Origin of the sequence: Georgenia wangjunii (genome assembly GCF_036421975.1) — a bacterium.
GTDB lineage: Bacteria > Actinomycetota > Actinomycetes > Actinomycetales > Actinomycetaceae > Georgenia_A > Georgenia_A wangjunii.
In genome coordinates this window covers 230,868-256,254 of record NZ_JAZGON010000002.1, presented here as the reverse complement: position 1 = coordinate 256,254, position 25,387 = coordinate 230,868, and the positions used below count along the sequence as shown (strand labels likewise).

Below are 25,387 nucleotides of genomic sequence, written 5' to 3'. Positions count from 1 at the left end.
GGCTGCGTGACTTGAGCGCAACCGCGCGCCGCCGACTCGCTTCGCTGCACTTGACCGACCGCAGCAACAACGACCTTCCACCACAGGGATGGGTCGTATCGATCTCCGCCATGCCAGTCACCTCCCGGTGGTAGTCGACGATACGCCGCGTTGGGGAGCGACCGCCGGTGGCCTGCCGCCGGGCGCCGGCGCGAGTAACGTCGTCGGTAGTCCCCGCACCAGCGCCACCCCGAGGAGCCCGACGACGATGAGCCAGCACCCCGACCAGGCCTCAGGACCGGCCGGCGCCGTGCCGTCAGACCCGAGCGATGTCGTCGGGGCCGGGCAGCCGGGAATCCCCACCGGCGTCGGCTCAGCACAGGGCCAGCCCGCCGACGGCCGCCAGGGCGTGCCCGTTCCCCGCCGAGTCCGCGTGCACCACCTTCAGCAGCAGAAGGAGCGCGGCGAGCCCCTGACGATGCTCACCGCCTATGACGCCGTGAGCGCGCGCATCTTCGACGAGGCCGGCATCGACATGCTCCTCGTCGGGGACTCCATCGGGGACAACATGCTTGGCCACGCGAACACGATCCCCGTCACCGTCGACGAGATGATCCCCGCTGTGCGGGCGGTCGTCCGCGCGACGAAGCGCGCGATGGTCGTCGCCGACCTGCCCTTCGGCTCCTACGAGGCCTCCCCTGCACAGGCGCATGCGACGTCCGTCCGGATGTTCAAGGAGGCGGGTGCACAGGCCGTAAAGTTCGAGGGCGGGGCGCACCTCGTCGAGCACATCGCACTGCTCACGCGCTCCGGCATCCCCGTGGTCGGGCACCTGGGGTTCACCCCGCAGTCGGAGAACATGCTCGGCGGCAAGCGCGTCCAGGGACGTGGGAACGAGGCGGCCGAGCGGCTCGTCGCCGACGCAGTCGCTATCCAGGACGCGGGGGCCGTTGCCGTAGTGCTCGAGATGGTGCCCGCGGCCGTGGCCGCTCGTGTCACGGAGATCCTGCGGATCCCGACTATCGGCATCGGAGCTGGCGCCCAGTGCGATGGACAGGTGCTCGTGTGGACGGACATGGCGGGCATGACGTCATGGTCGCCGCGTTTCGCGCCGCACTTCGGTGAGGTCGGCGCGGCGTTGTACACCGCCGCACGGTCGTACGCGCACGCGGTGCGCGAGCGCGGATTTCCCGGGCCGGAGCACTCGTACGAGGAGTAGGAACATGAGTGCCTTGACCGGACATCAGACGGTCGTGGATTGGATGGGCGAGGAGATCGTCACGCTGGCCGACCTCTGGCCGGCTCAACCGCGCGCCGCGATCGTCGGTCTCAACCAGCCACCGTGTGGCGTCGAGGCCGGGCACTACTACCAGGGACGGAACGGGCGCACCGCCCTGGCACGACTCCGCGCCGTCGGGCTGCTTCCTGCGCATCAGGGCGGCTATGACGACGACGAGGCGTTGAGCGCCGGGATTGCGTTCACTGACGTGGTGAGGCGCCCTACCGGCCGGGCCGCCGAGCTCAGCGCAGCCGAGCTCGCGCACGGTCGGCAGGTGCTCGAGATGGAGTTGTCCCGGCACCAGGTGCCGCTCGTCATCTGCATGTTCAAGCCGGCGGCGCAGGCCATCCTCGGCGATTCCGACAAGCCCGGGATCCAACGACGGCGAGCCGCATCCGGCAGCGTCGTGTTCCGCATGCCCGGCCCCTACGACGCCCGCGAGCGAGTCGCCGTTGCGATGGGTGAGCTCGCCGAGTACCTCAGCGCCTGAGATCCCGGCCTGAGTCCACCAGACTCGTCGGAATGAGTTGCATCTTCTGCGAGATCGTCGCGGGCGAGGAGGCCGCGCACGTCGTGCTCGAGACTGACGACGTCGTCGCCTTCCTCGACACGAGGCCCGTATTCAAGGGACATGTCCTGGTCATCCCACGGCTGCACGTGGTCACACTCCCTGACCTGCCCGCCGCAGCGGTCGAGCCGTTCTTCGCGGCGGTGCAGAGGGTCGCGGCCGCTGTGCCCGTCGCGCTCGGCGCACAGGGCACGTTCGTCGCGATGAACAACGTCGTCAGCCAGAGCGTGCCCCACCTGCACGCTCACGTCGTCCCCCGCACCAAGGGCGACGGCCTGCGCGGCTTTTTCTGGCCGCGGCACAAGTACACCGACGGCGAGGCGGGCGAGTACGCACAGCGCATCGCTACGGCGACATGAAAGTAGCGTCGTCACGCAAAGTCACCGCGCATATCGATGGGACGGCCTATCTCGGAAGCCTCACGGTCACGCCGCCGTCCCCAACAAGCGAGATGTCTTTGGCGCTCACGATCTCTCGGTGCTCCAGTGCTGCCAGCAGGCCGCTCGCTCAGCACCGGCGTCGCCGGTGAAGCCGTCGCCCACCTCACGCTCAGCACGCCGGACGACGAGCGCGGCGAGCGACGGCTCACCACGACGTGCGCAGTCCATCGTCAGAACATCCAGCACACGACCGAGGCCCTGCGGCAGATACGGCTTCCCTGTTGCTTCCATGAGCGATCCGTATGACGTCGTCGCGCGTGCTCGAGCCGTGGCGATCAACACTGCTCGCATCCGGCTCAGGGCCTGATGCATGTGTGGCGTCACCCGAACGGTCGCGCCCGGCCGAAATTCGATCACCACGTCCTCATCGACGGCGACGCGAAGGCTGTCCATGACGACAGTCTGCATGAGGTCAGCGGTAGGAAGTCGGAGAACGCGCGAACCCCCATGACCCGAGCAACCCATGCTCAGAGCAGAAGCGCGATGACGACGCTGCTCTTCCGATCGCAACCGGGAGTTCGCGCTAGTCACCGCCGTCCTCGGCAAGGCCAAAGTGGCTGACCAACCCTTCGAGGGTGAACTCCTGCCGGAGCTTGCACGCGCTGTTCTGGTTGGCGAACATGCCCTTCGTCCAGAAGGCGTCTTCCTTCGGCGCGGTCGTCGACCACCGGACGGGGACGACGTACTCCGCGTTGTCATCAGTGACAGCTTCGTCGGCCCCGACGTGTCTATACGTGGCCCTCAGCGGCTGATCAGCGAGACGGACGGAGCGGCTGTCCGCGTCAACCTCAGCGACGTCGAACCGCTGCGCCTCGCCAGTGGTGATGCCGACCCCGACGTACCCGCGCTTCGGGATGTGCACAAACACTCGCGCGCCGACGGGTAGCGCCCGCAACGTCCGCGAGTACCACGGGTCACCGCCAGCTGACACGAAGTTGTACCGGCGAGCGTCCTCCCAAGCGCGTACGTCGCTATCGCCGAAGGAGACGAACCAGTCGCGGCCATTCCACTCCGCTCGCTTGCTCCTCTTCTTGCCCGCACCACCCGTGACCGGCACGTCTCCCGCGACGAGCCAAGAGCGCGCCAGGTAGCGGCGCCCCTCGTCCTCGACGTGGGAAAAGAACACGGCGTTGATCGGTACACCGAATGTCCGTAGGTACGTGACGATCCGTTCCGAACTGGCGTCCAGGTCGGTTGCGACGATGGTGAGCTGCAGCTCCGTGTTGAGCTCGTCAGGCGGCGGTGAACCGAAGACGTCCGCAAATGCCGTCTCGAAGGGGACAGGCAGTCGATCGTTGGCGATTTCGATGATGGTGTCTCTGTCGAGGTCACTGACCCAAGACCCGTAGTCAAGGATCTGCGCGACGACATCCCTCGGCGTCCGTTCCCGCTTCAGCTCGAGCACGCGCAGGTTGCCCTCTGCGTCCATCGCGAGCAGGTCGATGTAGTGGCCGTGCGGGGTCCTCACTTGCCTACCGATGACCAAGAGCCTGTCTCCGAGCAGCGACGGGTCCGCCTCGAGGAAGTCCTCGAGAGCGGCCTCGGTAGGGAGAGGAGAGGCGGCCAACCGCCGCGGTCTGGCGCCATCCATCCGCCACATGCCCATCTCTACCGGCACAGAGTCACCCCTCCTCCAAAATGGTAATCAGTCGTCAACGGCTACGTGCGTCGCGGAAGTGCCTGCGCACCAGCTCAGCCTGGCTCGCTGTGAGCTTCCAAGCGTTTGTAAGGGACGGACTGCCACCCTTGAGCCCGCAGCCATTCGCGGACGGTACGAGCCCTGAGACCTAGTTCGGTCGCGAGCTGCTTTGGCGTGACGTCGCCGGGCACCTCGCCAGGCTAGCGCTCGGACACACGGCTGGTCCGGGCTTCGAGCCTGGTGCTCGGTGTCAGCGACGGCGTCGCCGCTCGAAAATTCGGTACACGGCCGTGGCGCACGTGCAGGTTCTCGTGGGCAAGGACCGCCTTGCGGTCGGCGCCCACGCCGCTGAAGGGGTGCTCGCGTCCTTTCGCTCGAGATGGCAGCGTCTTGGCGACCCGCCGCGCAACGCTCGGAAGAGCGGGCAGCGGCCGGTCTCAGCGCCACGAACTGCGGATGGGACGGCGCCGCCGTCGCTAGTCTCCGAAGTATGAAAATCACTCGCGTCCCCGACCACTTGCGACAAGCACTCGAGCGTCCGGCGCCGCAGAGCGCATTCATGTGGAAGCCATCCGCCTGGATACGGCAGATGCAGGACCGACCGGAGGTCATCGCCGCATTGAAGTCGCTGCCGGACCGCATCGATCGTGACGTCGTACGGCAGGCAGTGCTCAGAGAGCTCGACGGTGGGCGAACCTTCGCCGCATTCGTTCCCGCCATGGTGTGGGGCTACGGCACGTCCGGGCGGGGCCCGCTACGTAGCCGGTGGGTGCTCACTGGCAACGGAACGAGGAGCGCCGGCAAGTACCCCGTCCTCGCCTCCGTCGCCCAGCACCTCGAGGAGGGCGCTGCCGCTGCACGAACCGAAGGGCCTCTCGCCGGGTTCCGGGTCATGAACAACGAGGCGCGCATCAAGCACCTTGGTCCGTCGTTCTTTACCAAGTGGCTCTACTTTGCGTCGGCGGTGGACAGCGCTATCGACCATAACGCTGCGCCGGTGTTCGACATGCGCGTTCGGGACTGGATTGCGCGTCATGCGAGGGTCAGCCTCCGCCTCAACAAGACTCCCGACTACTCTCAGTACCTGGACCTCCTCAGAGCGTGGGGCCAGCCATACGACCTTTCCCGCGTTGAAGTCGAGACCGAGATTTTCCGGCTTGCGACTCGCCGAGGCTGAAGGTCACGCGGGGGTAAGCAGTCCCGAAGCGGGGAACGAGGGAGCCGGCTGCGGCACTGTACAAAGCGACTACAGCCCTTCACACCAGCTCTCTACTTGGCACGTCGCCACCTGAACTCGTCTGACGATCTTCGGCGTCAATGTCGGCGGGCGATCATACCTTGGCGATGTGCCGGTTCCGACCCCTCGGAGCCGGACTTACCTTAGGAGCAGAGATAGAGGTTGGCGCGTACCACTGGATAAATCGGTCCGATCCGGACGTCTACCGCGACCACGAAGACTGTCTGTCCGGGCAGCAAATTCCCGCCGAGAACAGGCGGAGCGGCACGGGCGGTCACCCGCGGTGCAAGCACTGCGTCGCGAAGGGCTGACCCGGGTTCACTCCGTCAGGTGACTACGCGACGCAGGCTTGACAACGACTCGGCAGCCAGCGTCGCGTAGTGCTCGGCGAGGGCGTACTCGAGCAGCAACGTGCTCACTCGGACGGTGAGAGCACGGGCGCGAAGCGCTGTGGCGGCGGCGACCTCACCGTAGGCGTCGAAGAACGCCGCTCGAGCATCGCCGGCGAACGCGGCGTAGACGAGCATGAGGTCAACCGCCGGGTCGCCGAGCGCGGTATCGCCCCAGTCGACCACCCCGGTGGCCTCCCCCGCTGGCGCCACGAGGACGTGCCGCACGTGCAGGTCGCCGTGGACGAGGACGGGCCCGCCGGTCGGCGCGCCGACGGCCTCCGCCGTCGTGAGCAGGTTCTCGAGCGCCTCGTAGGGCAGCGCCGAGACGGAGGACGCGCCGTCGACGAACCCACCGGAGCCCGAGGCGGCCGCTCGGTCAGCACGTACGTCGGCGTCCGCGTCGGCGTCGGCGTCGGCGTCGATCGAGACACCCACCCCAACGCCCGCGGCTGCCAGCCGCGCGAGCGTCTCGCGGGCCTGCGCTGCGGTGTGGCGGGGGTCCGCGCGCCTCATCGGATCGACCGGCAGCGGCGCACCCGCGGCCTCGGCGGCTGCCGCTACCGACACGGCTAGCTCTGGCGCGTGCAACGCCCGCAGGAACTTACCCATCGACCGCGCGACGCCGACCCGCGCGTCGTCGTCGAGCCCTGCCTCAGCGAGCTCGACGCCCGGAATGGCCCGGGTGCCCCAAAAGGGCCACGGGACCTCCGCCGTCGGCGTGCCGATATGGATGGGGTGCGGGATGGGAAGCGGAAGCGAGTCGGCCAGCTCTGTGAGGACCGCGAGCTCCCGGCGCGCGCCTGGCAATGCGACGGAGCGGTGGATGAACCGGAACAGCCACTCGTCACCGACTGCGTACAGGACGTTGTCCCATCCCTCACCGAACCGGCGGACGGGCAGGCCAGCGAGGTCGGGGAACTGATCAGTGACGACCGCGGCGGCAAGCTCTGCGTCGACCACCCGGTCGGGCGTCCACTGATGTCGCGTCACCGGCACGAGGGTAGTTCGTGACGTGACGGGCTAGCGTCGGCGATGAGCACCGGTGCACGGCCGCCGGCGCCGTCGGCCTCGTGGGAAGGCGTTCGGATGCGGTTCGTGGACACGCGACGTCGTGGTCTCCCGTGGGTGTCGGGTGCCACGGACGACGAGGCCGCGGCGGCCTACGCCTGCGATGGCCTGGCTGACGACGGCGCGGTCCGCCTCGTGCGGGCCGTCTCGATCGCGGCACCACCGGCCGCCTGCTTCCTGTGGCTGTGCCAGCTGCGGCGCGCCCCGTACAGCTACGACCTCATCGACAACTTCGGGCGCCGGAGCCCGCGCGTCGCCGACCCGTCGCTGATCGAGCTCGAGGCCGGTCAGGCGTTCATGACGATCTTCAACCTCACCGCCTTCGTCCCCGGCCGGTCGGTCACGCTGCGGATGAAGCGGGGGTGGCCGACGCGGGCCTTCGGCGACATCGTCCTCACCTACGAGGTGGTGCCAGCGGGCACAGGCGCGAGGCTCATCGCCGCGATGTGGGCGCCACCGATCGGCCGGGTCCTTCCGAGCCTACGGCGCTGGTTGCTCGCCTGGGGTGACGTGCTCATGATGCGCAAACAGCTCAGGGTCCTCGCCGCACTCGCGGCGCGTGGACCGTCACGGGATGGGTGACGCGGGACGCCGCCGTCGGCCTACCCGCGCTCCCAGGCCTTGTCCTCCTCGTCCCACTGGTCGTTGCGCGCCTCGGCGCCAAGGAGCGCGGCCTCGGCGGCCTCGCGGGTGGGGTAGGGGCCCATCCGGTCGTCGGCGCCGCTGATCTTGCCCTCCTCGACCTGGCGCGTGTTGAGGTTGAAGTAGTACTCGGGCCGGTTGGTCATGCGGGGCTCCCTCACTCGGTGGTCCGTAGACTCGACCCTATGTTCGTCGCCACCGCCCCGCTCGGCACCCTCACCCCCGGCACCATCTCCCCCCGCCTGCCCGTCCCGGAGTCGATCCCGCGGCCGGAGTACGTGGACAAGGAGGCGCCGGCGCCGTTCACGGGCAGCGAGGTCAAGGACGCCGACACGATCGCGCGCATCCGCCGGGCGTCGAAGCTCGCCGCCCAGGCCCTCGAGCTCGTGGGCCGCGCGGTCCGCCCCGGCGTCACCACCGACGAGCTGGACCGCATCGGCCACGACTTCATCGTCGCCAACGGCGCCTACCCCTCGACGCTGGGCTACCGGCACTTCCCGAAGTCGCTGTGCACGTCGGTCAACGAGGTCATCTGCCACGGCATCCCGGACTCGACCGTCCTCGCCGACGGGGACATCGTCAACGTCGACGTGACCGCCTACCTCGACGGCGTCCACGGGGACAACAACGCGACGTTCCTCGTCGGCGACGTCGACGAGGCCTCGCGCCTGCTCGTCGAGCGCACCCGCATCTCGCTCGAGCGGGCCATCAAGGCCGTCAAGCCCGGGCGCGAGCTCAACATCATTGGCCGCGTCATCGAGTCCTACGCCAAGCGCTTCGGCTACGGCGTGGTCCGCGAGTTCACCGGCCACGGCGTCGGTGAGGCCTTCCACACCGGCCTCATCGTCCCCCACTACGACGCGGCGCCCGAGCACAACGAGATCATCGAGGCCGGCATGGTCTTCACGATCGAGCCGATGCTCACCCTCGGCACCGCCGAGTGGACGATGTGGGACGACGACTGGACCGTCCTGACGAAGGACCGCTCCCGCTCGGCCCAGTTCGAGCACACCCTCCTCGTCACCGACGACGGCGCGGAGATCCTCACCCTGCCGTGATGTCGCGAACCTCGGCTCAGCTGCCGGCGCCCTGCGGCACCGCGCTCTGCTTGCCGAACACCTCGGACTCCAGCCGCGCGTAGCTGGCCTCCATGCCGTCGGTCATGCCGGTGGCCAGGACCGTCTCCCGCGTCTCCGCGTCCGGGTACGTGACGACCAGGGTCAGCAGCGTGCCGCCCTCGACAGGAGTCAGGGTCACCTCGTTGACGGTGCTCGGGCCGTCCGTGTCGATCATCCGCTCCGTCGAGACCTCGCGGTACGGCGGCTCGAACTCGAGGACCTCGCCGGTGAACCCGAACCGGCCCTCGCCGTCCTCCTGCTGCCACTCGCTGCGGTGCGTCTGACCCACGGCCGTCCCGACCTCGCACACGGGCATGGTCCAGCCGTCGGGCCCGAGCATCCAGCGCCGCACGATCTCGGGCTCGTGGTGGGCGTCCCACACCTGCTGGACGGACCCGCGGATCACCCGGCTGATACGCACCTGGGTGTCGCCGATGAGCTGGGCGTCCACCGCCCGACCGGCGGCGAACGAGGTGAGGTCTGCGACGACGTCGTCGATCTGGCTCATCGCCGACTTCAGCCCCTCCTCCATCCCCATCCCGAGCAGCTTCTCGAGCTCGTCGAGGGAGTTGAAGGAGGTGGTCGTGACGACGCGGGAACCGCCGTCGGTCTCCTCGAACGTGTAGACCATCCGCATCGACGGCAGCTCCGGGTTGGGGGTTCCGTCGGTGCCGGCGAAGCCGTCGCGCACCTCGAAGGAGCGGCCCGGCTCGACGGCGAGGAACTCCCAGTAGCCGCCGGAGCGCTTCCCGTCGGGGCCGGACATGTAGTAGTTGGAGCGCCCGCCGGGGGCCATGTCGTGGCGGGTGAAGGTCGCCGGCCAGTCTTCCGGGCCCCAGAACTTCTCGAGCTGGCGGGGGTCGGCGTAGGCGTCCCAGAGCCGGCGCACCGGCACGGGGAAGTCGGCGACGACGGTCATGGTCAGGGCGTCGAGGTCCTTCTCGACGGAGGTGATGGGCATGACGAGCACCTTTCTGGTCATTCCTCGGTGAGGAGTGCGTCGAGCCGCTCGATGCGGCCGCGCCAAATGTCTTCGTACTGCTCGAGCAGGGCCTGAGCCCGGCGGAGCGTGTCGGGGTTCCCGCGCACGAGGCGCTCACGTCCCTGCGGATGCTTCGTCACGAGGCCGGCCCCTTCCAGCACGGCGATGTGCTTCTGCACCGCCGCGAACGACATGTCGTACGAAGCGGCCAGCTGCGAGACCGTCGCCTCCCCGCTGAGAGTGCGACGGACGATGTCACGCCGAGTCGCGTCGGCGAGCGCCCGGAAGATCCGGTCGATCTCGTCGTCGCTCATCGCGAGCCCCTGACCACTACGTGCAACCATGTGGTTGTACGTTATGCGCGCAGATCCCGGCCGTCAAGGGTCCACCCGTGGCATTCTTCGCCGGCCGGCTCGGCTTTCCGGCTCACCCTCGTAAGGCTGCGTTGAGACGCGCGGCCTGCTGTGTGAGGTGGTCGCGCTCGGCGACGTTGGTCGCCCGGCCGGCAGCCTCGGCGTAGAGCCGGGCGGCCGTGGCCTGGTCACCGCTTCGCTCGTGGAGGTAGGCGGCGACGGCCGCGTAGCGGGGCAGCGACGGGTCGAGCCCCGCCAACGCCGCCAGACCTGCCCGCGCGCCGTCGGCCTCGCCGACCGCGACGGCACGGTTGAGGCGGGCCACCGGGCTGTCGGTGAGCCGGACCAGCTCGTCGTACCACTCGACGATCTGCACCCAGTCGGTCTCCTCCGCCGTCGGTGCGTCGGCGTGCAGCGCCGCGATCGCGGCCTGCACCTGGAACTCCCCGAGCCGGTCACGGGCGAGGGCCCGTTGGAGCACGTCGACCCCTTCGACGATGAGCGCCGTGTCCCAGCGGGTGCGATCCTGCTCGGCCAGCGTCACGAGCTGGCCGTCAGGTCGGGTCCGCGCGGGCCGCCGCGCGTGGTGGAGCAGCATGAGGGCGAGCAGGCCCGCCACCTCCGGGTGGTCCACCAGCGCCACCAGCTGGCGCGTCAGCCGGATCGCCTCGGCGGCGAGGTCGACGTCCCCGGAGTACCCCTCGTTGAAGACGAGGTAGAGGACGCGCAGCACGGTGGCCACGTCACCGGGCTGGTCGAAGCGCACGTCGGCCACCGTCCGCTTGGCGCGGCTGATGCGCTGGGCCATCGTCGCCTCGGGGACGAGGTAGGCCTGGGCGATCTGCCGCGTCGTGAGCCCGCCGACCGCGCGGAGCGTGAGCGCGACGGCGGAGGCGGGTGTGAGCGACGGATGGGCGCACAAGAAGTACAGCTGGAGGGTGTCGTCGACCGCCTCGGCACGGCCTGGCGGGGGCTCGAGCTCGACGCGGACCTCACGGCGACGCCGGGAGGCCTCGGCGCGGGTCGAGTCGAGGAACTTGCGCCAGGCAACGGCGACCAGCCACCCCTTGGGATCGCGCGGAGGGGTGGCCGGCCACACGCGCACGGCCTCGAGCAGGCTCTCTTGCACCGCATCCTCGGCCGCCGCGAAGTCGGCGCCGCGGCGGACGAGGACCCCGATCACCCCTGGGGTGAGTGTGCGGAGCAGGGCCTCGTCCACCGGTGGCTCACTCCGTGACGGTCGGCGGCCCCGTGAGGAACGGGCGCACCTCGAGCCACTCGTGGATCGGCTTCCCGCCAGCGCCCGGAGCCGCGGAGAGCTCCCCCGCGAGCTCGAGCGCCCGCTCGTAGCTCTCGACGTCGATGATCATCCAGCCGGCGATGAGGTCCTTGGTCTCCGCGAACGGGCCGTCGGTCACGGGCGGCCGGCCCTCGCCGTCGTAGCGGACGAAGGTGCCCTCGGGCGAGAGCGCCTGCCCGTCGACGAACTCGCCGGTACCCACGAGCCGGTCGGCGAAGTCGGACATGTACTGCATGTGCGCCGAGACCTCCTCCGGCGACCACTGGTCCATCGTGACGTTGTTGACCGGCTCCGGCGCGCCGCGGTAGTGCTTGAGCAGCAGGTACTTGGCCATCGTTCTCTCCTCGGGTGCGAGACGGCCATTGTGGCCGCGTTCACTCCAGGGACGGAGCCGAACGCCCATTCTCGACATCGACGACGGCGGGAGGCTCACCTTGCCGCGATGACGGCCGGCCCCCGCCGGTACTGCGACGGGGGCACCCCGACGACGGCGGTGAACGCTCGCGTGAAGTGGGCGTGGTCGGCGAACCCAAGCGCCGTCGCAAGGCCGGCGAGGTCCGTTCCCTCGCCGGCGTCGAGCGCGGCGACCGCGTCCTGTAGTCGGTACCGGCGCAGGACCCACAGGGGCGAGGCACCGACGTACCGGGCGAACAGCCGCTGCAGTGTGCGCCCGGAGACGTGGAGGCGCTCGGCGACCGGCGCCAGCGCCACCTGCTCGCGCGAGCGCATGAGCGCGATCGCCTCGCGCACCGTGCGGTAGCCGTCGTCGGCGAGGATCCGTTCCCGGTGGGGCGCGAGGCGCCCGGCGAGGTCGGCGGCGAGGAGGTCGCGGCGGGCGCCGTCGTCGGGCTCGGCGAGGACGCGGGTGGCGAGGACACCCACCCCCTCCCCGAAGACCGCCTCCGCTGGCACGACCCGGTTGGTGAGCTCGCGGACGTCGACGTCGAGGAGCGCGGCCATCCCGCCGGGGTGGAACGCCAGCCCAGCCACCCGCCCGGCGACGGGCAGGTCGACCGTGAACACCCGCGTGACGACCCCGTGGACGAGCGCGGCTGGCACGCGCACGCCGTGGAGCCGTCCGCCGTCGGCGGCCTCGACCGTGAGGTGGGTGACGGGGTGGCTGAGCACCTGCTGGCGGAACGGCGCGGCGGCGGGTCGGCGCCACGTCACCGACCAGTAGTGCGCCGCGACGAGGTCGAGCGGCTCGGGCAGGGCGAGGCGCTCGCTCGCGTACACCTCGCGTCCGGCCGCCGGCCAGAGGACGGCGCCGTCTCGGCCGGGCGGTTCCATCGGGGCGGGCGGTTCCGGTGAGGCGGGCGACTCTCGCGGGCCGGCCGACTCCGGCGCACGCCCAGGCGTCAGCGCGCCGAACGGTCCGGGCGCGGAGGGCGACCGCGGCGTACCCGGACGTTGTCGCGAATGTGCAAGCGCCACGCCACCGACTCTAGGGATGCTGGACGACATGGACACCCCCTACATGCCCGCCGGCTACACGACCCTCTCCCCGCTCGTCGTCGTCTTCCCCGCTCGCGAGGCGCTCGACTTCTACGCCGCCGTCTTCGGCGCCCGCGTCGTCTCGCGGATGGACGGCCCCGACGGCGCGGTCTGGCACTGCGAGCTCGACGTCGGCACCGGCCGGATGACGGTCATGGACCCCAACCCCGCGTTCAACGCGATCGCCAGCGACCCCGCGAGCGACGACGCCACCTTCAGCCTCGCGATCTACGTGCCCGACGTCGACGCCACACTGGCGCGCGCCCGGGAGCGTGGGGCGCGGGTGCGTGAGGAGGCTTCGGACTTCGACGTGACCGGCGACCGCTTCGCCTCGATCCAGGACCCGTACGGCGTGCGCTGGTCGATCATGACGCGCACGTCGCTGCGCACCGACGAGGAGGTGCAGCGGAACCTCGACGCGTGGAAGGAGTCGATGGCCGCGGAGTCCTGAGGTAGGAGCTCCACGTCCTGAGGCGCGGGAGCGGCCGGACGGTCGGTAGTCTCGAGCCCGGCCACCCCGCTCCCGCGGGTCCGGCCGGTAGCCCGCCACCGTCGTCGTCCGCCCGGAGGATCCGATGCCCAGTGCCACCACGTCCCGCGCCTTCGGCATCGACATCGGCGGGTCGGGGATCAAGGGCGCGCCGGTCGACCTTGACGCCGGCGAGTTCGCTGCCGAGCGGCTGCGGATCCCGACGCCGGAGAAGTCGACGCCCGAGGCCGTCGCCGCCATCTGCAAGGAGATCATCGACTCCTTCGAGCTCGACGAGTCCGTGCCCGTCGGGCTGACGTTCCCTGCGCCGATCCGCCACGGCGTCGTCCCGTTCATCGCCAACCTCGACCAGTCGTGGCAGGGTGTCGACGTCTCCGAGCTCATGTCGACGACGACGGGCCGCAGCGTCATCGCCGTCAACGACGCGGACGCCGCGGGGTACGCCGAGACGCTCTACGGCGCGGCGAAGGACGTCGAGGGCACGGTCCTCGTCATGACGCTCGGGACGGGGATCGGCTCCGCGCTCATCGTCAACGGCACGCTGGTGCCGAACACCGAGCTCGGCCACCTCGAGATCGACGGGCAAGACGCCGAGAGCCGCGCCGCCGACTCCGCGCGCGAGCGTGAGGACCTCAGCTGGGAGAAGTGGGCCAAGCGGCTGCAGACGTACTTCGAGACGGTCGAGATGCTCTTCTCCCCCGACCTCATCGTCGTCGGCGGCGGCGTGAGCAAGAAGCACGACAAGTTCCTGCCGCTGCTCGAGCTCAACACGCCCATCATCCCGGCGGCGCTCCGGAACCAGGCGGGGATCGTCGGCGCGGCCGCCCTGGCCGCCCGCGGCCACCGCTGAGCGGGTGCTGCCCCTCCCCTCCGCGTGACCTCGGGGGCCCTCCCAAGCAGCCAAGCACGGCGACCGTCCCGGCTCTCGCTTCCCGATGGCGCCGGTTTCGCTGCCCGCGGAGCAGCCCCGGCGCCCTGAACGGTCACCGTCGGGGGACGTAGCGTGGCCACGTGGTCGTGCGACTTCCGCACCAGCACGCCTCCGCGCCGGTGCGCCGAGAACGGGTCGTCGGCGCGGTCGAGCCAGCGGGGCTCGGCAATGCCGGCGTCACCCGTGTGCTCGCTCCGGCGTCCGCGGCACGGTCCGCTGGACGGCCGCTCCAGCACGGGATGCACAGCGTCCAGCGCGGCGAGGACCTCGACCGCGCGCAGCAGCAGGCGGGCGTCTCCACGGTGCTGTCGTGGGGGCTGCGCGGGTTCCAGCTCGCGCTCGCACTGCTCGGCCTCAAGGGGCTCCTCAGCGGCCCCTTCGGCATGCCGGTCGGCGTCGACAGCGCCGGGCAGCCGATCCGCGCTCATCTCGTCCCCGGCGAGATCGACGAGGTGGCGCTGGTCGTGGCGGGGGTCCACGGCTCGGAGCAGTCCGGCGTCGAGGTGGCCGAGCGGCTCCTCGACCAGCTCGCCGTCCACCGGCCCTACTTCACCGTCGTCGTCGTCCCGAGGCTGTTCCCCCACAACGTCGCCTCGCGCGCCGCCTGGGACAAGAAGCTCGCCGCCGAGCAGGGCAGCGTCACGCTGAAGAAGTACCGGGAGGTGAGGAACGCCGCGCGCGACCCGGGCCGGGTCACCCCGGGGCAGGTCGACCCCAACCGGCAGCTGCCGGATCTCGGCGACGACCTCGACCTGGCGAACCCGGTCGACGCGCGCGGACGCATCATGGAGCCCGGCACGATCGCCCTGCTCGCGCTCGTCAACGCCTTCTCGCCGACTCGGGTGCTGTCCATCCACGCGCACAAGACGCTCTCCTCAGCGGGGATCTTCGCCGACCCGCACCCGTCCACCGGCGCCTCAGCGCTCGCGTCCGAGGCACACGCGCTCGCCGTCGACACCGCCAAGCACGCCGAGGCGGGCGGCGCGAAGGTGCCCGGGAACAAGGACGGCACGGCGTGGTCGAGCCTCTACCCGGGCCAGGACCCGAAGAAGTCCGCCGCGCAGATCGCCCGCGAGAACGCGAAGGGACGCTCGCTCGGGCAGTGGGGCCCGTCCAAAGGGATCGCGGTCCTCACGATGGAGGTGGGTGAGCAGTACCGGTCCGACTCCGCTGTGCGTGACCCGGACCGCAAGGTCGAGCTCGAGGCCCACGCCTCGGCCATCCGGGAGGTGTTCCTCGGTCCGCCGCGGAAACCGGCGCCCGCACCGGCTGGTGCCGCGGCCCCCGGTGTGCAGCGGCTGGTGCTCGCGACGGTCGCCGCCGGTGCGGGCAACCGGGCCACCACCACGGCGGCCGGTGCCCTCGGACCACCGGGGCAAGCAGGCGCCGTCGGCCGGACGCCGCCGACGGTCCAGCGCGACTGGTGGGACGACGTCGGCTCCGCGGCCACCGCCGTCGTCGAGGGCGCCGCTACGTTCGCGACGGGAGTGGCGAAGACGGCCACGGGTGGCCTCGGCGTGCTGCGGGACGTCACCTACGGGCTGCCGCTCGAACGGGCGATGGTCAAGCGCCTCGTCCTGGGCGGTGTTCGGGACGCCGACGCGCTCACCCAGATGGTCTACGCGCTGCGCCACCCGGACCAGGCGGGCCGGCTCCTGGACCCCGCCAAGAAGTCCGACAAGCCGCTCATCAAGGAGTGGATGCGGCTGAAGAAGGAGCTCGTCGTCCCGCTCATCGCGCGGTACACGCCGGGCGCGGACCTCACGGACGCGGAGAAGGAGCGCAAGGTCAGACGCGCCGTGTCGCAGGCGAAGGCGGGCGGGGAGACGTCCGCCCGCAAGTCCATGGCGGACGACATCCGGGCGCAGACGAAGAAGAGCGTCGAGGAGTGGTTCGCCGGGCACGATCCTGGAGCCACGTTCCTCGGCCTGCCCATCCGTCCCAGCAGCGGCAGCGCCGTCGGGGGCGTGCACTCGACCATGCTCGCCAAGCTCGACACCGCCGGGGCTGCCATCGCCGCACTGCCGGAGCTCTCGGGGCTGTCCGGCGTCGAGCTCGCCGATGCGATCGGCGTGCACGGCCTCGGGGGTCTTCGCCCGCCGAAGGCAGCAAGCGGCGGCGAGCGTCCGAGCTTGCACTGCTACGGGCTGGCGGTGGACATCAACTACTCCGGCAACCCGTTCGTGGGACTCAACGGCCGCGCCGTGCCGGACATGATCGAACGCGCGACGCTGCTCATGCGCGGGACGGCGTTCGCCGTCACCGCGCCACCGCCTGAGGGCCGGGGCGTCATGGAGCAGTGGCTCCTGACGAACAACGCCTCCGAGGACGTCATCACCTACCTCAACATGGACGTCCCCACGTTGGAGTTCCAGATCGGCGAGATGATCTCGCTGAACCCCAGCGTGCCGCGGAAGATGCGATCGCTGGACTGGTGGGTGGGCCAGCAGAAGAAGGACCGCGCCCTCAAAGGCAAGGGCGATCTCACCGCCGGGCGCGATCCGCGCAAGCAGGGGGTCATGGACCTCGACGAACGGCTGGTCAAGGCGCTCACCGACGCCGGGCTCACCTGGGGCGGCATGTACAGGGGCGCCAAGGACCTCATGCACTTCGACGACCGCTCGCTCATCCGGCGCGGATGACGGGCAGCCACGCGCCGCTGCTCGCACCGCCGGGGCTGCTCGACACCCGTAACGCCATGACGCGCGTGCTCCTCGGCGGGACGAGCGACGACGGCCCGGAAGAGTAGGTCCTGGGCGCTCTGCACTTCTGGTCCGGCGGCACGGCCGGCGGGTTCAGGAGCACCCCCGCCGCCCGTGGTACGCGGCTCTACAGCGTCCGGTGCTCGAGCGCGACGCCGCCATCAGGCGGACGCGGGCGCCGCACCGCGAGCAGCGCCGCCCCCGCCGCCACGGCGCCCACGAGCAGGACCGGCCCCGGCGTCAGCGCCCCGTAGAGCGCGCCGGCCAGGAGCGGGCCGAGCACCTGCCCCAGCCGCGCCGCGCTCTGCCACCACCCGAGCCAGCGGCCGCCGTCGACGGGCGAGATCCGAGCGACGAGCGTCGGGTTGAGCACGCCGTAGAAGACACCGGCGAGGACGAGGACGACCGCCGTCAGTGCCGCGGGACCCGCTGCGGCGACCGCGAGCAGGGAGGCCGCCGCCGCCCAGCCGCCGACCAGGAGCGCGTCGAAGCGGCGTCGGTTCCGCCACCGCGCCGTCGCGAACGTCGCCACCGTCGCGATCGCTGACTGCGCCGCCAGCGCCCAGCCGCGCCACCCGAGGTCCACGCCCGCGTCGTCGAGGATGAGCGGAGTCAGCAGGAGCAACCAGCCGAACACAAGCACGTTGAGCACCACGGTCATGACGAGGGCCGCGCGGACCTCGCGGGGCGGGCCGGAGCGTCCCACCCTGACCGGGGACGCCACCCGTGCCGCAGCAGGCACGGTGCGCGGCACGAGGACGGCCGCGACGATGGCGAGCCCGTAGAAGCCGAAGGGCGCGGCGGCGCTGAGGGCGCCGAGCCCCGCACCGAGCAACGGCTGCAGCACCATCATCGTGCTGACGATCGCGGCGTTGTGGCCGACGGCGCGCAGCCGCCTCGGCTCGGCGACGGTGCCGATGAGCATGAACGAGGCCGCGACGAGCCCTCCCCCACCGGCACCCTGGACGACGCGCAGGAGCGCCGCCGCGGGGAAGGACTCCACGAGCGCGAGGCTCGCCCCGGCCACGCCGAAGACGAGCAAGGACACTGCGAGAGCTCCCCGGAGATGCCCGCGGGCGCCCAGCCGACCCATGAGGAGGGCGGTGACGATGCCGGGGAGCATGACGGCCATCTGGAACACGGCCATCGACTCCGCCTCGACGCCGTACCGGGCCGCGAGCTCGGGCAGGACGGGAGCCAGGAGCGAGACGCTGGAGACGCCGAGGGACGTCGTCGCGTACGCCCCGGCCAGCGTCCGGCGGTCCTTCTTCACGCGTCCCCTCGTCCGTTCGTGCGCAACGCGGTAGGGCGCGGGCACCGGGGAGCCCCCGGTGCCCGCGCCCCGACCCCCCTCCCCCCCTCCCCCCCTCTCCCCCCCTCCCCCCCCCCCCCCCCCCCCCCCCCCCCCCCCCCCCCCCCGACGGGCTGCGTCAGTCCATGAGGCCGGCCTCGCGGTAGTACCGCTCCGCGCCGGGGTGGAGCTGCACGCCACCGGTGCTCTCCTCGGTCCAGGCGGTCGCCGGGTCGAAGGCGGACATGCTGGCGTTGGCACTCACGAGCTGCTCGGCGCCCTCCACGACCGTCTTCGTGATCTGGTAGGCCACCTCCTCGGACATCTCGTCCGAGGCGATGAGGGTGGTGGTGAACCCGATGAGCTGGACGTCCTCGTCCTGGCCGCGGAACGTGCCGCCGGGGAGCGTCGCCGCCTCGAGCCCGAGGGGCTGGAGCGCTTCGATCGCCTCGTCGTCGATGGGCAGGATCTTGATGTCCGAGGTCTCGGCGAGCTCGGTGATGTTCGGGTGCCCCTCGGTGATCGCCTGGATCCACAGGTCCGCGTTGCCGTCGCGGATCGCGTTGGTGGCCACGTCGGTGCTCGTGGGCTCGAAGCTGCCGCCCCAGCCGGTCACGTCGTCGACGGAGGCGCCGTAGGCGCGCAGGACGAGCTGGGTGCCCGCGTCGCCCAGGGACGCGCGCGGCTGGCTGACGAGGTCGAGGGCCATCTCCTCGTCGACGGCGTCGCGGATCGAGTCGATGCCGGAGCTCGCCGGGGTGATGGGGCCGAAGTAGTACTGGTCGAGGCCGCCGACGAGCACCCGCAGGTTGTCCATCGGCTCTCCCTCGAACGGGGTGCCCTCCTCGCCGTTGACGGCCCAGGCGGTCACGGCGCTGAAGGACGTCGCGAGGTCCGCCTCACCGGTGGAGACGAGCTCGGGGTTGCCGATGGACCCGGCGTAGGTGAGCACCTCGACGACGGAGCCCTCGCCGAGCTCGGGCTCGACCATCTGCCCGATGCTGACGGCGTAGTTGTACCAGGCCGACCCCTGGTCGAGGGAGGCGAAGGTGAGGTCCGTGGGCCCGGCGTCGGCGCCGCCGTCCGTCGCGCCCGCGCTGGCGTCGTCGCCGCCGGTTTCACCGCCGCCGCAGGCCGCCAGGAGCAGGCAGGTTGCACCGGCGGCAGCGATGGCTGCGGACCGGGTCCTCGTGTGCCGCTTCATGCGCATGTCACTCACTCTCCTCGTGCGTCGTGTGCGCCGCGCCGGCCGGTGCCGGGGCGTCGTCGTACCGGACCTCGAAGGTCAGGCACCCTTCCTCGCTCGTCCACGGCCCGTGCTCCATGCCGGGCGGCCGGCAGGCGAAGCTGCCCGCGGTGAAGGTCTGCCCGAGACGCAGGTCCGTGAGCGAGCCCTCGAGGATGTAGACCTCCTCCCAGAAGTCGTGCCGGAGGGGGCCGTTGGCCGAGGTGTCGGTGCCGGGCGCGAACCGCAGGATCCGCGAGACGACGCCGGGCCGGTCCCCGTGGGTGAGGATCCGTTCGGTCAGCTCGGGCACCTTGCCCTCGCACGGCGTCCATCCGACGGTCTCCGTCGGGAAGAACTCGAGCTCATCCTTGGGCACTGGTCGCTCCTTCCGTAGTGCGCACGACCGTGCGGTAGTCGAGCGTCAGGGTCTGGTCGGGCGTGCGGAGGCCGAGGTGCCACCGCTCGCCGTAGACGAACTCACCGCTCACGAGCGCGACGGTGCCGCCGAAGAGCACGAGGTCCTCGTGCGGGGACAGGCCGGTCCGCTCCTCGAGGAGGCGCAGGGTCTCGGTGAGGGGCCGCAGCGCGTGCGCGGAGCCGGCCTGGTACGCGGCGCCGTCGACCGTGGCGACGAGCTCGACGACGTCCCAGACCTCGTCCAGCTCGCCCGGCGCGAGGCGCAGCGCGCTCGTGCTCAGCGGCTTGGGGCAGCGCGCCTTCGACTCCGCGACGGAGACCGCCTCGTGCTCGCGGTCCGTGTGGTCGCTGCCCACGGCGAGGTAGATCTCGCCGTCGAGCCGGACGAGGACGGGCTCCACCTCGCCCGAGGTCCGCTCCCCCTCGACGACGACCTCGTCGCCGAAGACGACCGACCCCGGGGGCATCGGGTAGTACTCGGGGACGTTGGCCGGGGGCGCGACGCCGATCCGCGCCAGCTCCTCGATGTGGTGGCGCACCTGCGCCTCGTCGCGGGCGGTGTAGCCGGCGACGACCACCCGTGTGCTGGCGGACTGCAGCCGCGCGCGGTCGAGCTCGACGTGTTCCATGCGTTCTTTCTCCTTGGCGGTGCTCATAGGGAGGCGGCGATGCTCATAGGGCGTCGTAGGACGGCAGCCGGTCGCCCAGGACGGGGAACTCGCGCCGGACGGCGGCGACCTGGCCGGGATCGATCTCGCAGACGCCGACCTCCTCGTCCTCGCCGAGCTCGAGCAGGACCGTGCCCCACGGGTCGACGACGCGGCTGTGCCCGCCGAGGACGGTGCCGTGCTGCTCGCCGACGGCGTTGCACGCGATGACGAACATCTGGTGCTCGACGGCGCGCACGCTGACGAAGAGCCGCCAGTGCTCGAGCCGCTCCCGCGGCCAGGCGGCCGGCACGACGGTCGTCTCGGCCCCGAGGTCGGACAGCCGCTGCCACAGGCCCGGGAAGCGGAGGTCGTAGCACGTCGTCGAGGCGAGCCGGCCGAGGGGGGTCTCGACGGTGGTGAGCGACTCCCCCGGCTCGAGCAAGGTGGCCTCGGCCGAGCGGTAGCCGAAGACGTGGATCTTGGAGTACGTGCTGACGACGTGTCCGTCGGGGTCGAGCAGGACGGCCGTGTTCCGCAGCCGGCCGCCGGGGACTTCCTCGAGCACGCTGCCGGCGTGGATGTGGGCACGGCGCTCGCGGGCGACCTCGGCGAGGAGGCTGACGGTGGGGCCGTCGAGGCTCTCGGCGCGCTCGGTGTACTGCTCGAAGGAGAAGTAGCCAGCGGCCCACAGCTCGGGCAGGACGTACAGGTCGCACGGCGGCGCCGAGCGGATCATCTCGGCCACGCGCCGGCGGCGGGCGTCCGGGTCCTCCCCGTCAGGGCTGGCGACCTGGACCAGTCCGACTCTCATGATGTCTCCTTCTTGGTCGTGGCGGGCGGCGCGGGGCTCACCGCAGCATCGCCTCGAGGGTGTTGAGCAGGTGGTCCGCCGTCGCGGTCCGCGCCGCCGGCAGGTCCGCGGCGCGGAGCGACTCGAGGATCTGCCGGTGCTCGTCGACCACCCGGGCGGCGCGGTCCTCGGTGGAGCTGACCGCGTAGACCCCCATCCGCAGCTGGCGGTCGCGGAGCTCGCCGTAGAAGTGGTCGACGACGCTGTTGCCGGCGGCGGCCACGATCCGGGAGTGGAACTCGCGGTCGATCTCGACGAACGCGAGCGAGTCCGACCACATCGAGGCCTGCTGCTGCAGGAGGGCCTCGAGCTCGTCGACGGAGATCCGGGAGCCGTCGGCGATGATCTGCTCGACGCTCCAGAGCTCGATCATCCGGCGGGCCTCCATGACGGTCCGGATCTCCGAGTCCGGCAGCGGCGGGACGAAGGCGCCACGCCGCGGGATCCGCTCGATGAGTCCCTCGGACTGCAGCCGCATGAACGCCTCCCGGACCGGGGTGCGCGAGGCGCCCGCGGCCTTGGCAACCTCGGCCTCGGTGAGGAAGACGCCCTTGTCGCGCGGCAGCGTCGCGATGTGGGTCTTGATCCACTCGTAGGTCTCGGTCCGCACCCCCACCGGGAGCCCTCCCTCCTCAGACCTCGCCTGACGCCGAGAGTCGTTCATCTGGCCCTGGCCACTTCCGCCACCATGCAGGTCTTGCGGACGTGCTCGCGGTGCAGCTCCGGGTCTGCCGCGATCGCACGGAGCTCGGCGAAGTGCCGCTGGCGCTGCTCCTCGTCACGCTCCCGGATCCGGCGCCAGTTCTTGTCGGTCTCGACGGCGACGTACGTGCGGCTGACCTCACGCCGGTGCTCGTCGTAGGTGTCGAGCGCGGCGTCGTCCGCGCGACCGGCGATCCGGTCGGCGAGGAGCCCGGCGAGGAGGTAGGCGTCGTGGATGCCGCTGTTCATGCCGAGCCCGCCGAGCGGGTTGTTGATGTGGGCGGCGTCCCCGGCGAGGAAGGCCCGGCCCACGCGGTACGTCCCGGCCACCCGTTGGTGCACGCGGTAGACCGTGGTGTGGAGGATCGGCCACCCCTCGGGCCGGTTCCCGATGGTGTTCATGAGCCGCTGGACGTTCTCGGGGGCGACGGCCTCCGCGTCGCTCATGCCCTCCCGCACGGGGAACATCGCGCGCCAGTGCTCGGGGGTGCGCAGGAGCACCAGCCACTCGGCGGGGTCGGAGATGTAGTTGACGTAGGAGATGTCCGGGATCCAGGCCTTGATGTCCTCCTTCGTCGAGATGACGACGTACCGCTCGGGGTAGGTCTCCCCCTCGAAGCTGACGCCGAGCGAGCGGCGCACCGCGCTGCTCGCACCGTCGGCACCGATGAGGTAGTCCCCGGCCAGGACGCGCCCGTCGGCGAGGTGGACGCGCACGGCGTCGTCGTCCTGGCTCACCGACTCGACGCGGGCGTCGAAGAGGACGTCGACGTTCGCGAGGTCCCGGACCTTCTCGAGGATGATCCGGGTGAGCTTGCTCTGCTCGCACTGGACTCGGAACGGGAACCGCGTCTCCCCCGCGAGGGTGCTGAGGTCGAACTCCGCCACGAGGCCTTCCTGGCGGTCGCGGTGCTGGAAGGCGGGGACGTCGAGCCCCACGGCGCGCAGGTCGTCCGCGAGGCCGAGCTCGTCGAGCATCTCGAGCGTGGGCGGGTGGAAGGTGGAGGCCCGCGACTCCGAGCTGAGGTCCGAGCCGCCCTCGAGGACGGTCACGCTGACGCCCCGGCGGGCGAGCATGAGGGCGGCGGTCATGCCGACCGGTCCGGCGCCCGCGATGAGGACCTGCGTCCGCGGTTCTGCTGCCACGTCACTTCTCCTTGCTGCTCGAGGCGAGCCCGAGCGGTTTGCTGTCGGTCTGTCGGCCGGTGGGGTCGTCGTCGGCCGCGCCCGACCGGCCCCGGTGGCCGCGCGGGCGCGCCCGCCCGAGCGAGGTCGCACCGGTGGCGGCGCGGGCGGCGGGCTCGTCGGCGGAGGGGCGGCCGGTGGCGTCGTCGTCCGCGGGTGACCCGTCGTCGGGCGGGTCCGCCTCGGCGGCGGAGGCCGGCCGGCGGCCGGCGGTCGCCCGGAAGGCGAGGAGGAGCGCGACGAGCAGGGCGACGGCGATGCCGCTCACGAGCTCGCCCGGGTAGATGAGCACGGCCGAGACGGCGAAGAACAGGGCCCGCTGCCACATCGAGAGGATCCCGCTCTGGTAGCCGATGATCGCCGCCGCCAGTGCGTAGGTGCCCAGGAGAGCGGTCACCCCGAACCACACCGCGCGGCCGACCCCCTCCTCCAGGAGCAGGGCCGGGGACAGCGCGAAGGCGAACGGGATGAGGTACGCGGCGATGCTGATGCGGAACGCCGTCAGGCCGGTCTGGTGCAGGGGGCTGCCGGCGATACCTGCCGCCGCGAACGCCGCGAGGGCGACCGGCGGGGTGAGCATCGACATGCAGGCGAAGTAGAAGACGAAGAGGTGCGCGGCGATCGGGGGAAGGCCCAGCTCGATGAGCGGCGGGGTGAGGAGGACCGCGGCCATGATGTAGGCCGACGTCGTCGGCATGCCCAGGCCCAGCACGATCGAGCCGATCATCGTGAAGATGAGCGCGAGGAGGAGCTGGCCGCCGGAGAGGACGAGGACGAGCTCGGTGAAGCGCAGGCCGAGGTTGGTCTGGATGATGACGCCGACGATGATGCCCGCCACCGCCGTGGGCAGGGCGACGTTGACCGCGCGCTGGGCGCCGATCTGCAAGGCCTTGAGGATCGTCGCCGGGGTCAGCCAGGTCACGCGGCGCAGGAAGCTGATGAGGACGACGAGCACGATCGCCTGGAACGCCGCGGACATGAGCGAGCGGCCCGAGAGGATCATGTAGACGAGGTACCCGAGCGGGAGCAGCAGGTGCAGGCGCCCGACCACGTCCCGCACGCGCGTGCGGTCCTCCGGCGCGATGGGCCGCAGGTTCTCCCGCTGCGCCTCCTTGTCCACCATGAAGTACCCGGCGACGAAGTACAGCAGGGCCGGGATGAGGGCGGCGAGGGCCACGGCGCGGTAGTCCCAACCGATCATCTGGGCCATGATGAACGCCCCCGCGCCCATGACCGGTGGCAGCACCTGGCCGCCGGTGGAGGCCATCGCCTCGACGGCCGCGGCGAAGCGCGGCTTGTAGCCCGTGCGCTTCATGAGCGGGATGGTGAAGACGCCCGTCCCGACGACGTTGGCCACCGCGGAGCCGTTGATCGAGCCCATGAGCGCCGAGCCCACCATCGCCGCCTTGGCCGGTCCGCCGCGCGCCCGGCCGGTGATGGCCAGCGCGAGGTCGATGAAGAGCTTGCCGCCGCCGGAGATCTCGAGGAAGGCGGCGAAGAGGATGAAGTAGAAGACGTAGTCCGCAGACACGCCGACCGGTACCCCGAAGAGGCCCTGCGGCGAGAGGAGCTGGAGGTCGACGAACCGCTCGAACGTCAGCCCGCGATGGCGCAGGAGCCCGGTGAGCTGGTCGCCCCACAGCTGGTAGGCGAGGAAGACGACGGCGACGATCGACAGGCTCAGGCCGACGACGCGTCGGCACGCCTCCAGCACGAGGACGATGAGGACGAGACCGACGACGCGGTCGGCCGCGGTGACCTCGTCGATGAACGTCACCCGCTCGGAGATGCGCTGCGAGTTCGCGACGTAGTAGGCGCCGATGCCGATGGCCAGCACGACGAGCACGCCGTCCATCCACGTCAGCCACCGCGGTGCTCGCTCGCCGGCCGGGAGCTCGTCGGGCAGGTCCTCGTCCGAGACGCTGCTCGCCCGCCGGAGGTAGGCCTTGCGCGCGGGGTGGATGGCGAAGACGAGGGCGATGCCGAAGACGACGTGCAGCGGGCGGAAGAGCATCGCGTGCGGGGCGCCCTGCGCGGCGGCGTAGAGCTGGAAGCAGGACCACGCGATCGCGATGAGCGCGATGGGCTTGAGGAACTGCCGGTAGCCACTCGTGCTCGTCATCGCTCCACTGCTCCCACGTCGGTCTGTACACCGCTTGTATACAACGAGTATTTCGGCGGTGTACAAGCGTGTCAAGAGTCACGAGGCAAGTGGTCGTGCGCGCGCAAGTCCCGTGGCGTGCCGAGCGTTGACGGGACGACAGACCCTCACGACGCGCCGATGGCCGGCCTCCCCCGCGGGAGACCGGCCATCGGCACGCTCAGGGCTACCCGAGATGGCGCCGTCGGCGGGTGACGACGTACGCCCCGGCGAGGAGCAGCACCGCCGCGATCGCGGCCGCCACGCCGACCGACGGCTTGACGGTGCCCTCGACCTCGATGGTGTTCTC

At 71.1% G+C, this 25,387-nt stretch carries 26 protein-coding genes; 9 read left to right on the top strand and 17 right to left on the bottom strand.

Annotated features, from left to right (window positions below; translation table 11 throughout):
* Positions 1–247: 247 nt before the first annotated feature.
* Genes panB through V2J63_RS05160 form a run of 3 tightly spaced genes read left to right on the top strand, consistent with a single transcriptional unit; the run spans position 248 to position 2,185 of the window.
* A complete protein-coding gene (gene panB / locus V2J63_RS05170) occupies positions 248–1,198 on the top strand; it encodes a 3-methyl-2-oxobutanoate hydroxymethyltransferase (protein WP_331229936.1) in 951 nt (316 codons plus the stop codon).
* Between the two features lie 4 nt (positions 1,199–1,202).
* The gene (locus V2J63_RS05165) at positions 1,203–1,748 is read left to right on the top strand and encodes a uracil-DNA glycosylase family protein (RefSeq protein ID WP_331229935.1); all 546 of its coding nucleotides are present in this window, start codon (positions 1,203–1,205) and stop codon (positions 1,746–1,748) included.
* Positions 1,749–1,780: 32 nt separating this feature from the next.
* Entirely contained in the window at positions 1,781–2,185 is a 405-nt protein-coding gene (locus tag V2J63_RS05160; protein ID WP_331229934.1) for an HIT family protein, read from the top strand.
* 105 nt (positions 2,186–2,290) lie between these two features.
* On the opposite strand, the gene V2J63_RS05155 is transcribed toward V2J63_RS05160, so the two are convergent.
* Together V2J63_RS05155 and V2J63_RS05150 are read right to left on the bottom strand one after the other, a co-directional pair.
* On the bottom strand, positions 2,291–2,659 hold the full coding sequence (locus V2J63_RS05155) for a hypothetical protein (RefSeq protein ID WP_331229933.1): 369 nt from the start codon (positions 2,657–2,659) through the stop codon (positions 2,291–2,293).
* A gap of 130 nt (positions 2,660–2,789) precedes the next feature.
* Positions 2,790–3,884, bottom strand: coding sequence for an endonuclease NucS domain-containing protein (locus tag V2J63_RS05150; RefSeq protein ID WP_331229932.1), 1,095 nt, complete (start codon positions 3,882–3,884; stop codon positions 2,790–2,792).
* Positions 3,885–4,284: 400 nt separating this feature from the next.
* Between V2J63_RS05150 and V2J63_RS05145 the strand changes: the two genes are divergently transcribed.
* Positions 4,285–5,082 (top strand): 8-oxoguanine DNA glycosylase OGG fold protein, encoded by a 798-nt coding sequence (locus V2J63_RS05145; protein ID WP_331229931.1) that lies wholly within the window; start codon positions 4,285–4,287, stop codon positions 5,080–5,082.
* A gap of 386 nt (positions 5,083–5,468) precedes the next feature.
* On the opposite strand, the gene V2J63_RS05140 is transcribed toward V2J63_RS05145, so the two are convergent.
* Entirely contained in the window at positions 5,469–6,524 is a 1,056-nt protein-coding gene (locus V2J63_RS05140; RefSeq protein ID WP_331229930.1) for a phosphotransferase, read from the bottom strand.
* 105 nt (positions 6,525–6,629) lie between these two features.
* On the opposite strand from V2J63_RS05140, the gene V2J63_RS05135 reads away from it, so the two are divergent.
* Positions 6,630–7,184 (top strand): SRPBCC family protein, encoded by a 555-nt coding sequence (locus tag V2J63_RS05135; RefSeq protein WP_331229929.1) that lies wholly within the window; start codon positions 6,630–6,632, stop codon positions 7,182–7,184.
* Between the two features lie 20 nt (positions 7,185–7,204).
* Here the strand turns inward: V2J63_RS05135 and V2J63_RS05130 are convergent, their stop codons facing one another.
* Positions 7,205–7,390: an SPOR domain-containing protein gene (locus V2J63_RS05130; RefSeq protein WP_331229928.1), complete on the bottom strand. Its 186-nt coding sequence runs from the start codon at positions 7,388–7,390 to the stop codon at positions 7,205–7,207.
* 39 nt (positions 7,391–7,429) lie between these two features.
* Between V2J63_RS05130 and map the strand changes: the two genes are divergently transcribed.
* Positions 7,430–8,302, top strand: a complete 873-nt coding sequence (map, locus tag V2J63_RS05125; protein ID WP_331229927.1) for a type I methionyl aminopeptidase — start codon at positions 7,430–7,432, stop codon at positions 8,300–8,302.
* 16 nt (positions 8,303–8,318) lie between these two features.
* On the opposite strand, the gene V2J63_RS05120 is transcribed toward map, so the two are convergent.
* The 5 genes from V2J63_RS05120 to V2J63_RS05100 form a co-directional block, all read right to left on the bottom strand.
* Positions 8,319–9,323 carry an SRPBCC family protein gene (locus V2J63_RS05120; protein ID WP_331229926.1) on the bottom strand — a complete coding sequence of 335 codons (1,005 nt, stop codon included), beginning with the start codon at positions 9,321–9,323 and terminating at the stop codon, positions 8,319–8,321.
* A gap of 17 nt (positions 9,324–9,340) precedes the next feature.
* Positions 9,341–9,658 carry an ArsR/SmtB family transcription factor gene (locus V2J63_RS05115; RefSeq protein WP_331229925.1) on the bottom strand — a complete coding sequence of 106 codons (318 nt, stop codon included), beginning with the start codon at positions 9,656–9,658 and terminating at the stop codon, positions 9,341–9,343.
* Positions 9,659–9,770: 112 nt separating this feature from the next.
* A complete protein-coding gene (locus tag V2J63_RS05110; protein ID WP_331229924.1) occupies positions 9,771–10,916 on the bottom strand; it encodes an RNA polymerase sigma factor in 1,146 nt (381 codons plus the stop codon).
* A 7-nt stretch (positions 10,917–10,923) separates the two neighbouring features.
* Complete coding sequence (locus V2J63_RS05105) at positions 10,924–11,331, bottom strand: YciI family protein (RefSeq protein WP_331229923.1); 408 nt, start codon at positions 11,329–11,331, stop codon at positions 10,924–10,926.
* A 95-nt stretch (positions 11,332–11,426) separates the two neighbouring features.
* Entirely contained in the window at positions 11,427–12,287 is an 861-nt protein-coding gene (locus tag V2J63_RS05100; RefSeq protein WP_331229922.1) for an AraC family transcriptional regulator, read from the bottom strand.
* A gap of 172 nt (positions 12,288–12,459) precedes the next feature.
* Here V2J63_RS05100 and V2J63_RS05095 point away from each other — a divergent pair, with 172 nt between their 5' ends.
* The 3 genes from V2J63_RS05095 to V2J63_RS05085 all read left to right on the top strand — a co-directional run bounded on the left by V2J63_RS05095 (position 12,460) and on the right by V2J63_RS05085 (position 16,554).
* Complete coding sequence (locus V2J63_RS05095) at positions 12,460–12,942, top strand: VOC family protein (protein ID WP_331229921.1); 483 nt, start codon at positions 12,460–12,462, stop codon at positions 12,940–12,942.
* A gap of 124 nt (positions 12,943–13,066) precedes the next feature.
* The gene (gene ppgK, locus V2J63_RS05090; RefSeq protein WP_331229920.1) at positions 13,067–13,831 is read left to right on the top strand and encodes a polyphosphate--glucose phosphotransferase; all 765 of its coding nucleotides are present in this window, start codon (positions 13,067–13,069) and stop codon (positions 13,829–13,831) included.
* Positions 13,832–13,992: 161 nt separating this feature from the next.
* Entirely contained in the window at positions 13,993–16,554 is a 2,562-nt protein-coding gene (locus V2J63_RS05085) for a hypothetical protein (protein ID WP_331229919.1), read from the top strand.
* A 187-nt stretch (positions 16,555–16,741) separates the two neighbouring features.
* On the opposite strand, the gene V2J63_RS05080 is transcribed toward V2J63_RS05085, so the two are convergent.
* The 8 genes from V2J63_RS05080 to V2J63_RS05045 form a co-directional block, all read right to left on the bottom strand.
* Entirely contained in the window at positions 16,742–17,887 is a 1,146-nt protein-coding gene (locus V2J63_RS05080) for an MFS transporter (protein WP_331229918.1), read from the bottom strand.
* 157 nt (positions 17,888–18,044) lie between these two features.
* Positions 18,045–19,115 (bottom strand): TAXI family TRAP transporter solute-binding subunit, encoded by a 1,071-nt coding sequence (locus V2J63_RS05075; protein WP_331229917.1) that lies wholly within the window; start codon positions 19,113–19,115, stop codon positions 18,045–18,047.
* A gap of 1 nt (position 19,116) precedes the next feature.
* Complete coding sequence (locus V2J63_RS05070; RefSeq protein WP_331229916.1) at positions 19,117–19,509, bottom strand: cupin domain-containing protein; 393 nt, start codon at positions 19,507–19,509, stop codon at positions 19,117–19,119.
* The gene (locus V2J63_RS05065) at positions 19,496–20,179 is read right to left on the bottom strand and encodes a DUF2848 family protein (RefSeq protein WP_331229915.1); all 684 of its coding nucleotides are present in this window, start codon (positions 20,177–20,179) and stop codon (positions 19,496–19,498) included. Before V2J63_RS05065 ends, V2J63_RS05070 begins: the two co-directional genes overlap by 14 nt.
* 43 nt (positions 20,180–20,222) lie before the next feature.
* The gene (locus V2J63_RS05060) at positions 20,223–21,011 is read right to left on the bottom strand and encodes a carbon-nitrogen family hydrolase (RefSeq protein WP_331229914.1); all 789 of its coding nucleotides are present in this window, start codon (positions 21,009–21,011) and stop codon (positions 20,223–20,225) included.
* A gap of 37 nt (positions 21,012–21,048) precedes the next feature.
* On the bottom strand, positions 21,049–21,666 hold the full coding sequence (locus V2J63_RS05055; RefSeq protein ID WP_331229913.1) for a GntR family transcriptional regulator: 618 nt from the start codon (positions 21,664–21,666) through the stop codon (positions 21,049–21,051).
* A 44-nt stretch (positions 21,667–21,710) separates the two neighbouring features.
* Positions 21,711–22,898, bottom strand: coding sequence for an FAD-dependent oxidoreductase (locus tag V2J63_RS05050; RefSeq protein ID WP_331229912.1), 1,188 nt, complete (start codon positions 22,896–22,898; stop codon positions 21,711–21,713).
* 1 nt (position 22,899) lies between these two features.
* Entirely contained in the window at positions 22,900–25,059 is a 2,160-nt protein-coding gene (locus tag V2J63_RS05045; protein WP_331229911.1) for a TRAP transporter permease, read from the bottom strand.
* Between the last annotated feature and the right edge of the window lie 328 nt (positions 25,060–25,387).